The organism is Gilliamella sp. Fer4-1 (genome assembly GCF_001690515.1).
GTDB classification, from domain to species: domain Bacteria; phylum Pseudomonadota; class Gammaproteobacteria; order Enterobacterales; family Orbaceae; genus Gilliamella; species Gilliamella apicola_C.
In genome coordinates, this window is record NZ_LZGZ01000270.1 from 1 (window position 1) to 3062 (window position 3062).

Annotated in this window: 2 protein-coding genes; one reads left to right on the forward strand and one right to left on the reverse strand. The window is 32.6% G+C overall.

The genetic code is table 11. The features are described from left to right. Positions 1–191: 191 nt before the first annotated feature. Positions 192–2021 (forward strand): DNA helicase RecQ, encoded by a 1830-nt coding sequence (gene recQ, locus A9G30_RS09480; RefSeq protein WP_065588792.1) that lies wholly within the window; start codon positions 192–194, stop codon positions 2019–2021. A gap of 803 nt (positions 2022–2824) precedes the next feature. On the opposite strand, the gene A9G30_RS13240 is transcribed toward recQ, so the two are convergent. Next, a partial coding sequence (locus A9G30_RS13240; RefSeq protein WP_218057825.1) for a hypothetical protein occupies positions 2825–3062 on the reverse strand: 238 nt, incomplete at its 5' end.

The following is a 3062-nucleotide window of genomic DNA, read 5'->3' on the forward strand; positions in this document are numbered from 1 at the left end:
ATATTGACTATATAATAAACATTATTTACTTTGAAATTGAAAAAAACTTTGTATTACCATTTATGAAGCCTTTTATTAGTATTTTTTTATTTTTGCGAACAATTGTAAATTTATGAAAATTCTGGGTGGTTTGTTTAAATTAATTTAGCTATACTCGCTTCTTTACGTAGGTGTTACATGTTTAGGATTGTATGTCGATAAAAGATCAGATTGAAGATGTGTTGCAAAATGTATTTGGTTATAAATCATTTAGAAACCAACAAAGGGAAATTATTGAATCTATTATCGATGGACGTGATACTTTAACAATTATACCAACTGGCGGGGGAAAATCTTTATGTTATCAAATTCCCGCAGTTTTGTTATCAGGAACAGCAATAGTTATTTCCCCATTAATTTCCTTGATGAAAGATCAGGTTGATCAATTATCAGCCAACGGTATTGCTGCTGCATATCTTAATGCATCACAATCACAAACCGAACAACAAGAAGTACTAGCTAAATATTTAAATCATTCGATAAAGCTATTATATGTTTCACCAGAAAGGTTGGCTGTATACTCTTTTTCAACATTAATAGATGAACATCCACCTTCATTAATCGCCATTGATGAAGCGCATTGTATTTCACAATGGGGACATGATTTTAGACCAGATTATCGTCAATTAGGTCAGCTTTCATCTCGTTTTCCAAAAGTGCCAATTGTTGCATTGACGGCAACCGCCGACAAAATGACTCAGGCTGATATTATTCATCAACTTAATTTAATCGACCCATTAGTTATAGTAAGAAGCTTTGATCGGCCTAATATTCGTTATACGGTGGTTGAAAAATTTAATCAAACCGAACAAATTGTCTCGTTTATTGAAACACAAAATGGTAATAGTGGAATCATTTATTGTTCAAGCCGTTCTAAAGTTGAAGATATGACCACAAGGCTTGCTGCCCGCGGTTTTTCAGTTGCAGCGTATCATGCTGGGTTGACGAATAATGAACGTCAACAAGCCCAAGAATCTTTTTTAAAAGATGATGTTCAAATTATTGTTGCCACCGTTGCATTTGGAATGGGAATCAATAAACCCAACGTGAGGTTTGTTATTCATGCAGATTGCCCTAGAACTATCGAAGCGTATTATCAAGAAACGGGGCGAGCAGGACGAGATGGTGTGCCGGCTGAAGCGGTACTATTGTTTAATAAAAAAGACTTAGATTGGTATTATCGACAAATTAACGAAAAAATGGATGGTCAACATAAAGACGTTGAACAACATAAAATAAATGCCATGGAAGCATTTGCACAAAGTTTGACTTGCCGCCGAATTGTGTTGCTTAATTATTTTGGTGAGGATCGAACAGAGCCTTGTAATAACTGCGATGTTTGTTTATATCCACCTGAACATTATGATGGTTTAGTTGATGCACAAAAAGTTTTATCTTGCACTTACCGTATTGGGCAACATTACGGTGCTCAATATATTATTGATGTTTTACGTGGATCTGGGCGTTCCCAAATTAAAGAAAGTGGTCATGATAAATTATCAGTTTATGGAATTGGCAAGCAGCATTCATCAGCTTATTGGCACAGCGTTATTAGGCAGCTCATTTATTTAGGATATTTATGCCAAAACATATCAACTTATACAACACTACAGTTAACGCAAAAAGCGCGTTCAATACTTAGAGGCGAAATACCGCTATCTTTGGCTAAACCTCGTTTAGAAATCGTTAAGAAAAGCCGTATAAATCGATATGCTAGAGCAATTAATTTAACAACAGTTTTATCTTACGAAGAACGAATTTTATTTGGTAACCTTAAGCGATTGCGAAAAAATATTGCTGACGCAGAGGATATCCCTCCATATATTGTTTTTAGTGATGCGACATTGCTTGAAATGGTTCAAACCACACCAGCAAGTAAAAAACAGCTAATTAATATTACTGGTGTAGGTAAAATCAAATTGGAAAAATATGGTAATTTGTTCTTAGATGAAATAAAGGAATTTATGATAAAAAACATGTAATAATTTTTTATCAATTACATATAATAACCATCTTTAGAGAATTTTGATTTATTTGACCCTATAAATAATTTTATGTATTTGCTTATTTTTTAGCGTATTGTAGTGTATAAAAATAAGTAAATGAAAATGAAAACCAAAAGATTAAAATAGTTAGTAACTAAGTTAGCTAACAAGATACTCCCCCAATTGACTTGGATGAGTGAATATCTTTTCAAATAAATTGACCATCGAAACGGCTCTTAAAGCAAAATGGCTGAGTATTTCGGTCATAACAAATATCACAGCGAAGCAACAATCAGCGCAATGATTATAGCAAAAAGCGGTGATGAGTAGTCATAGCGAGCTAGAGCTACCTTATACTATTCTCACCGCAAATTACATTATCTTTGTGTATTATATTCAATATATGGTCATGTTTAATACATGTGTAAAAAAGATTCAGGAATCTATACCATTTCACCGTAAAGATGATTTATTACATAACATCCAATTGCGAGTAATAATAAAAATGTCAATAATTGGTTTTCCACATGCTAATTGAATAGCTAATTACAGAGGCAGAGTCGGTTATTTACAACAAGCTATCTAGTTAAATTTTATCAGATTGAAGAGCAATGCTTTATTCTATGATTGGATAACTGACTGGAAAAATGAAAGGTAGGTGTGATGGTGATCGAACTCGCAACCATTTGATTAATAGTTCTTTAAAGTAGCATTTAAAATCAATTGCTTATAATTAATCAAGGGTTAATAATACCTATATAAACACATTTAGCTATATAAGGATATATCCAACCGCCATTTTATCGCCATAATTTCTTTGCGCTATAAACATGAGAATGAGCTTGGTATATTGTTCTTTTGTTATATTGATTTAGTAATTCAATGTTATTTCTATCATAATAAACATGGATTATATTACCTTGAACTTCTTTACATCTTTCAATCACTTTATTATGGTAGTCCGATGTCCATCCTTGTGTTTCTGCAAATTTATTTAAATTTGTGAAAGAATAAATGACAAAAGACGAAGAATTTAAA